General features: G+C 59.9%; 7 protein-coding genes and 2 pseudogenes. 2 read left to right on the forward strand and 7 right to left on the reverse strand.

The annotated features are described in order from the left end of the window. Positions 1-218: 218 nt before the first annotated feature. From arfB to H0V34_09335, 6 genes and pseudogenes are all read right to left on the reverse strand, one after another. Positions 219-649, reverse strand: a pseudogene (gene arfB, locus H0V34_09310) (aminoacyl-tRNA hydrolase). 252 nt (positions 650-901) lie between these two features. Beyond that, a complete protein-coding gene (locus H0V34_09315; protein MBA2491881.1) occupies positions 902-1,306 on the reverse strand; it encodes a DUF2147 domain-containing protein in 405 nt (134 codons plus the stop codon). A 236-nt stretch (positions 1,307-1,542) separates the two neighbouring features. Beyond that, a pseudogene (locus H0V34_09320) lies at positions 1,543-2,016 on the reverse strand (MgtC/SapB family protein). 66 nt (positions 2,017-2,082) lie between these two features. Then, positions 2,083-2,427, reverse strand: a complete 345-nt coding sequence (locus tag H0V34_09325; GenBank protein ID MBA2491882.1) for a type 1 pili tip component — start codon at positions 2,425-2,427, stop codon at positions 2,083-2,085. 138 nt (positions 2,428-2,565) lie between these two features. Beyond that, positions 2,566-3,195: a protein-L-isoaspartate(D-aspartate) O-methyltransferase gene (locus H0V34_09330; GenBank protein ID MBA2491883.1), complete on the reverse strand. Its 630-nt coding sequence runs from the start codon at positions 3,193-3,195 to the stop codon at positions 2,566-2,568. 303 nt (positions 3,196-3,498) lie between these two features. Continuing rightward, positions 3,499-3,822, reverse strand: coding sequence for a high-potential iron-sulfur protein (locus H0V34_09335; GenBank protein ID MBA2491884.1), 324 nt, complete (start codon positions 3,820-3,822; stop codon positions 3,499-3,501). 262 nt (positions 3,823-4,084) lie between these two features. On the opposite strand from H0V34_09335, the gene H0V34_09340 reads away from it, so the two are divergent. Next, positions 4,085-5,083: a L,D-transpeptidase family protein gene (locus H0V34_09340; GenBank protein MBA2491885.1), complete on the forward strand. Its 999-nt coding sequence runs from the start codon at positions 4,085-4,087 to the stop codon at positions 5,081-5,083. Positions 5,084-5,186: 103 nt separating this feature from the next. On the opposite strand, the gene H0V34_09345 is transcribed toward H0V34_09340, so the two are convergent. Continuing rightward, positions 5,187-5,462, reverse strand: a complete 276-nt coding sequence (locus tag H0V34_09345; GenBank protein MBA2491886.1) for a hypothetical protein — start codon at positions 5,460-5,462, stop codon at positions 5,187-5,189. A 258-nt stretch (positions 5,463-5,720) separates the two neighbouring features. Between H0V34_09345 and H0V34_09350 the strand changes: the two genes are divergently transcribed. Then, on the forward strand, positions 5,721-7,699 hold a 1,979-nt coding region (locus H0V34_09350; GenBank protein MBA2491887.1), incomplete at its 3' end, for a DEAD/DEAH box helicase.

Here is a 7,699-nt window from a genome sequence, read left to right on the forward strand (position 1 = left end):
ACGCTTCGGAATACAGCTCTCCGGGGAAACGTAGCTAAAAAGCCCTTCCTGGTGAAGGTCGCTGCCGAGAGTCGTTCCTATGCTGTGTCGGACGACGTGACTTCTAACCGCTCTCGCTTCATACAACAGATGTGCAACGACGGTTTTTCAACAGCCTGCTAGTACTGCTCGGTTCTTACGCGCCCGGCAGTGCCGCGCGTGCGGCCCAGCTTTTTGGGCTAGACGTCGTCATCTGGTTTGCCGCGAAGCCGCTTTGCGGCGCCCTGATTCCGCTTCGACTCCAGCCGGCGCCGTTTCGATCATTGTTGGCCGGGTCTTTTTGCGGGGCGCGCGCATTTCTGCCGCTTTATGAATAAGCGCGGCCAGCCTGGCTTGCGCGTCTTCGCGATTGCGCACCTGGGTGCGATGGCGGCGGGCGTCGATTACCAGCACCCCCGTCGCTGGTAGCGCGCCGCCCGGCGAGTTTTATCAGGCGCGCGCGCACCTCGTCGGGCAGCGACGGCGAACGGGCCGCGTCGAAACGCAGCTGCACCGCGGTCGCCACCTTGTTGACGTTCTGGCCACCCGGTCCGGAGGCGCGGATAAAGCGGAACTCGAGCTCGCGATCGTCTATGACAATGCCGCCGACCTCCCGCTCGTGGTCGTTAATGGTTGTCACGACGCGCGCCTCGCGGTCCCGGCCTGGTGTTGGAAGCTACGGGTCGCCGTCAGGGGGATGAAGCGACTGGACTGCCCCTGGCGCGCACGCTTGCTAGTCGTCGACAGGCAAGGTGACGACGCCAATTCAGTATTTGCATAGTGTGAGCATCGCACGCTGACAATGCGCGAAATCCCCGGCTTGTCGCGCGACCCCTTCATCGTAAGGTCAGAACCTCAATGCGACACTGCTTGAGGTCGCGGTTCATTCAACGCGTGTCCAGGTCTGCGTACGGCCCAGCAGCGGAATGCCGATATAACCGCGAACCTCAAGTTCGCGCCCTGCATCTTCCAGCGCGATTTTCACGTGGTAAATTTTGCCGGTCTCGGGGTCGAGCACCTCCCCGCCAGTCCATTCATCACCGTCCTTGCGCAGTCCCCACATGAAGCGCATGCCTTGCACTGGCGCGTCCTTGAGCTTGCCCTCGCACAAGGTGCAGGTCGGTAGCGCGCCTTCCTCGGGCGTTTTCAGGATTTTCTCGATCCATCCTCGCAACTCACCTTCGACATTGCGGATTTTGACAATTGATGTGGCTTTGCCGGTATCGTCGTCGAAGGTTGTCCAGCGACCGACCGGTGTGTCACTCGCCGCCTGCGCGTGCACACTCATGGCAAGCAGTGCAGCGCTACCTGTGCGGGCTAATATCTTGCGCGGCCAGGCTGCTCTAGTCACGTTGTCTCCTCGTCACCGCTGATTTATCTGATGATAGCACCACGGTCTCGACCGCAGCTGCGCGGTTGCGCCGCGGCTCCGCGTGTACAGGTCATCCATCGCCGGCATGCTGCGCGCCGGTTGATGTTGAGGCGGCGCGGGATGCCGGAGCGAGGATACCGGAACTGAATGCGTCAGTCGCGCCGCCGCGCGAAGAGATTTTCTACCAGCCTCAGAGCGGTCAATACAAACAAAGCCAGCACCGTTACGCTCAGCGCGAGCACCAACTGGTGTAGCGCTACTGCAATGCCGATGGCGCTGACCAGCAGAATCGAAGCGGCCGTGGTCAATCCCTCGATCGGGCCGCTGCTGGCGTGGAAGATCGTTCCCGCGCCTAGAAAGCTGATGCCGGTGATGATCGCCCCGACATGTGCATGGGCTCGATGCGTAACACATTCGCGTAGGCTTCGTTAGCGAATCTGGCCGCCAGCACGTCGGCAAGCCCGATAAACAGCGCCGCCGCGCCGGCGACCAGCATGTGCGTGCGAAAGCCGGCCGGCTTGCTGGACATCTCGCGCTCAAACCCGGGCTCCGCCCAGACCCATCGCGATGGCGACCTGCAGCAGCACTTCAAGCTGAGATTTCACGTACGCTGAAAAAATTTCCATGCCGGGGTCGCGCAATTATCAGCGATCGTTATACAGCCGATTGCGCTGTAGGATATGCAATAAACCTCATTTTTCGCCGTTTTTGCGGTTAATGGCGCAGTCTGACCCGCGCAGATCTTCGGTGCGGGCGCGCGTGAGTTGGTGAAAACGCGGTGAAGGGCCTTTGTCCTCGAAAACGGGGTCGCCAAATTCATCTTCCTCTATGATCCGTTCGCCCTGCACGTAAGGCATGGCCGCCTCCAGCTCGTCAAGCCCCGCGGAAACGATATCCGTCATGATGACCGATAGTCCCGCGCCAGGGTACATTTCCGCCAGCGCCTCCAGCCGCGCCGCATCGCGGATCGGTAGATGGATTGTGTATTCGCGCGCGCTTAGCTGGGCGTCGGGCGTAGACTCCCATGCCGCTAACAGTTCCGTTAGTTTTCTCAAGATGACCCCGAGGATATACGATTGTGGTTAAGGGCGCGGAAGTAACGGTAGATTCCTGAATTCGGTGGCCCAAAGTAATTGCGCTGTTTGCTTGGCTTGGACTCGCACGGGAAGCTGACGCTAACGATCACCAGTGAGCGGCACGAACAGCACCGGCAACAGCTGACGTGTCTCGACGTCGCCTTCCGGCGTCTTTTGCACCCGCATCAGGTGCTGCGAAAATGCGCTGGTGTTGACGGGTATGATCATCGTGCCGCCGGGCTTGAGCTGGCGCACCAGCGGAGGTGGGATGCGATCCGCGCCCGCGGTCACCATAATGGCATCGAACGGCGCCTGTTGTGGCCAGCCGTTGTAACCATCGCCGATGCGAGTCGTTAAATTGTCATAGCCAAGTTGCGCGAAGCGTTCGGCAGCCCGCTCAGCCAAGGGTTCGATGATTTCTATCGTATAAACCTGCCCGGCCAGCTCGGCTAGTACGGCGGCCTGATAACCCGATCCGGTGCCGACTTCCAGCACGCTGTCATCGGGCTGAACATCGAGCAAGTCCGTCATTAATGCGACGATATACGGCTGAGAAATTGTCTGGCCGTGTCCAATGGGGAGGGGATGATTTTCGTACGCTCCGCCGCGTAAATATGCGGGGACAAACTCGTGACGTGGTACGCGATTCATCGCCACCAGGACCGCGGGGTCCAGCTGCTTCTCACCCAGGTCGCGTGCTTGCGCGTAATCTTCGATGTGTTCGAGCATCGCGGCGCGCTCGCTAACGTAGTTGTTTACGTCACTCTTAACCGCGGCGTCGCAGATAACCAGTCCACACAGCAGGGCATATGCTCCCGCGCGCGTGCGGCGTATCGCAGTGCGGGGCCCAGATCGTGCGCGCTTGAAGGTGAGGGGCCGAGCGGGGAATCGCGTGAGAAACATCTGACTGTGGGCGGCGCGTTGCTACGATTGTTACCTGAGCAGCGATCCGGCCGTTCCATGGCCGGAACGATTGCGTCAGAAAGCTTACAGATAAAGCAGGCAGAAACGCTGCCAGGTGCACCTTAGTTTCTACGCCGATGCCCAGGCACTGCACCAGCCCGCGGCCAGCACCATCTGGCCTTGCATGAGCTGGCAGGGACCCGACTCGCCGCCGCCGCCATAGTATTTGCAGTTGGCGCACGTCTCACCTTTGACGGTGGATTTCTCGACATATTTCAGCTGCTTGGCAACCTGGTCGCTGGGCGAGATAGTCTCCGCGGCGCGTGCGGGCGTGCGCAAAAGCACATTGGCAAGTGGAATGGCGACGACGCCGCCCAGGGCGAGTTTGATGGCGCGTCGACGACCGTGTGCAATGGATTGATCAGACATCACTAACTCCTCGTTGGCATCCATGTCGGATGGCCATTATTGTTTAACTTTGTTTAACTCAAGCCACGCCCATGACAGTCAAGCCACCAGACGCTCACGTCGATTTAAGCACACATCGGGCCACGAATCAGCGCAATACTCCACGTCGGGCGCGAAGCGTCAACCGCTCATCCGCCAATCATGACACCGCCGAAATCGACCAAAACGGCCGATGAACGCGCCATTAGCGTTGCCGGGCGGCTACGGGACCGGGTCGCGCGGTTTTTTCCTGCGATATAATCGCGGCATGAATGCAAAAATAATCTGTTCGTTCTTTGCGGTGCTGCCGCCTCTGTTGGCATGGGCCCCGCTCAGCGCCACCACTTTGAACCTGCCAGCCGAGAACGATGCACTGGTCGGTGAATCAAAATCTACCGTCGCACGCTATCAGGACACGCTGATCGACATCGCGCGGCATCATGGCCTGGGTTTCGATGAAATTCGTCATGCCAACCCGGGAGTCGATGCGTGGTTGCCTGGCGAAGGAACGCGGGTTGTTTTGCCGGCGCGGCATATTCTTCCGGATGCGCCGCGCGAGGGCGTCGTAATCAACGTCGCTGAAAAGCGACTTTATTATTATCCCCCCACGCAAGCCGGCGAGCAGCCGCGGATCGTGACCTATCCGGTGAGCATCGGACGCGGCGAGTGGCAGACGCCTCTGATCACGACCAGCGTCATCTCAAAAGTAAAGGATCCGACCTGGTATCCGCCCGAGTCCGTGCGTAAAGAGCATGCGGCCGATGGCGATCCACTGCCCAACGCAGTGCCGCCTGGTCCAAAGAATCCGTTAGGTGGATTTGCGATGAGGCTTGGTCTTCCCAGCTATCTTATTCACGGCACCAACAAGCCTTTTGGCATCGGTATGCAGGTCACCCACGGTTGTATCCGCTTGTATCCGGAAGAGATCGAAGCGCTGTTCGACGCCGTACCGGTAGGCACGCCGGTGCGCATCGTCAATCAGACTTACAAGGCCGGCTGGCATCAGGGCGAGCTTTATCTTGAAGTGCATGCGCCATTGTCCGATGGCAAGGATTCCGCGCCGGCGCAAAATTTGACGCCTGTCGTCGCACAGATTATCGCGGCGACCAAAGCCCAGCCCGGGTATGAAATTGACTGGGGCAAGGTGCGGACCCTTGTACGCGAACAGGCTGGAGTCCCAATTGCGGTGGGGCGCGGCGGGGAGACGCCGACGCCATTAAATTCGGTGGCGCACACAGAAACGCATGACCAGGGCCAGGCGCAATAAAACTGCCAGATCGGGCTGAGCCCTATCGCGATATCCCCTGCGTCAACATTCCCCTACATCGATATCATGGGGGTTCTGTGGGTGTCAGGTTCCGCGGCGAAGGTTATTTTTGCTGTGATCTCTGGAACATGCGGTTCAGCCTCTCGGTATTCGCATCGCAGCACGACTCAGCCGCGCGCGCAGTCTGAGACGCCGCATTCGCGGTGCTCATCGCGCTATCCGCACTCTGTTGTGCCGAATCCGCGGTGCTCTGCGCCTGATCGGCGCTCTGCTGTGCGGACGCGGCGGCGGACTGAGCCTCTTCCGCCATCTTGCGCACTTCTTCCATACTGCCGCTGGTGGCGCAGCCCGCTCCAGTGACAACCACGGCTGCCAGCATGGCAATATTCAATGCCCGTGAGTAACTATGCTTCATTGGGTTCCCCTTTATAATGTCGCTTTCGAAATTGAAGAAATAACACGGCTCTCTCCTTTGCCATAATTCCGCCGCTACCTGCTGGCGCCATAATACTGTAAGGCGCATACTCACCGAAAGCAAACCAGCGCAATAACTTAACGGAGAATTATAAACCGTTCAGTTAACTTGGCTTCAATCTCAACGCCCAGCATCAATACCCACTTATTTAATGCAACACATATGTCTTTGAACTTGTTACATCCTGCGGTCAACCACTGGTTTCAGAACAGTTTTCCGGCACCCACCCCTGCCCAGCTTGAGGCGTGGCCCGCGATCAAGGCGAAGCGACACACCCTGATCGCATCGCCCACCGGCTCAGGCAAGACGCTGGCCGCGTTCCTCGCGGCCATCGATGATCTGACCCGTCAGGCCCTCGCGCATCCGCTGGAGGATTGCACCCAAGTTCTCTACGTCTCGCCGCTAAAGGCGTTATCCAGCGACATCCGCAGGAATCTCGACGCGCCGCTGTTCGGTATCCGCGAGGAGCTGATGATGAGCGGCTTGCCTGATATTGACGTCCGCGCGCAGGTGCGCACTGGCGATACCTCGCAGGCCGACCGCGAACGTATGCGGCGCAGGCCACCGCATATTCTCGTTACCACTCCGGAATCCCTCTATATATTGCTGACCTCCGATTCCGGGCGACGCATGCTCGCATCGGTACGCACCGTTATTCTGGACGAAATTCATGCAGTGGCCGGCAGCAAGCGTGGCGCACACCTGGCGCTGTCGCTGGAACGGTTACAATCGCTGTGTGCGCATCCGCTCATCCGCATAGGCCTCTCCGCCACGCAGAAACCCATCGAAAGCCTGGCAAGTTTTTTAGTCGGCGCTACCGGAGACGATTGCACTATCGTCGACATTGGCCATGCGCGCGCGCGCGATCTTGCGCTGGAGGTGCCGGGATCGCCGCTTACGGCGGTCATGGCGGGCGAAGTATGGACCGAAATCTACGACCGGCTGGCCGCGCTGGTCGATGAACATCGTACGACCCTGATTTTTGTCAACACGCGCCGTCTGGCAGAGCGGCTGGCGCGCCACCTTGGCGAGCGCGTTGGCAATGAAGCCGTCACGGCGCATCATGGGAGTCTCGCACGCGAACACCGGCTGGATGCCGAACAGCGCCTTAAAGCCGGCAAACTGCGCGCGCTGGTCGCGACCGCCTCGCTGGAGCTGGGGATCGACATTGGCGATGTCGATCTGGTCTGCCAGATCGGCTCGCCGCGTTCCATAGGCACATTTCTGCAGCGGGTGGGCCGCTCCGGCCACGCGGTGCTGGGCACGCCCAAAGGGCGTCTGTTCCCGCTTTCGCGCGACGATCTGGTCGAATGCACGGCGCTGCTGATGAGTGTGGCGCGGGGTGAGTTGGACACGCTGCGGTTAACATCGCGGCCGCTCGATGTGCTCGCCCAGCACCTGGTTGCCGAAGTCAGTTGCCGCGAGTGGCTGGAAGACGAGCTGTTTGAGCGGGTGCGCCGCGCCTGGCCTTATCGCGACCTTGCCCGTACACAATTCGACGCCGTGGTGGCCATGCTGGCCGACGGGTTTTCCACACGCCGGGGCCGCCGTGCCGCCTGGATACATCGCGATGCGGTCAACAAGCGACTACGAGCACGTCGTGGCGCACGTCTGACCACGATCATGAACGGCGGCGCCATTCCCGATCAGTTCGACTATAGCGTCATCCTGCAACCCGACGGCCATTCCGTCGGCACGCTGAACGAAGATTTCGCGTTCGAAAGTATGGCCGGCGATATCTTTCAGCTAGGTAATACGGCGTATCGCATTCTCAAGACCGAAATGGGCAAGGTTTACGTGGAAGACGCCAAAGGTCAGCCACCCAACATTCCATTCTGGTTCGGCGAGGCGCCGGGGCGCAGCCGCGAACTCAGCCTGGCCGTGTCGCAGCTACGCGCGGAGATGCAAACCCGGCTCGATGATGGCGGTATTGAAAACGTCACCGAATGGCTGGTTTCAGCGCACGGATTGACCAATGCTGCCGCGTGGCAACTGGTTCATTATCTCAGCAGCGCGCACGCCGCCCTGGGCGTTATCCCCACGCAGGACAAACTCGTTTTCGAGCGCTTTTTCGACGAAGCCGGGGACCAGCATCTGGTCATTCACGCACCTTTCGGATCCGCCATAAATCGCGCCTGGGG

The sequence above is a fragment of the Gammaproteobacteria bacterium genome, assembly GCA_013696315.1.
GTDB lineage: Bacteria > Pseudomonadota > Gammaproteobacteria > JACCYU01 > JACCYU01 > JACCYU01.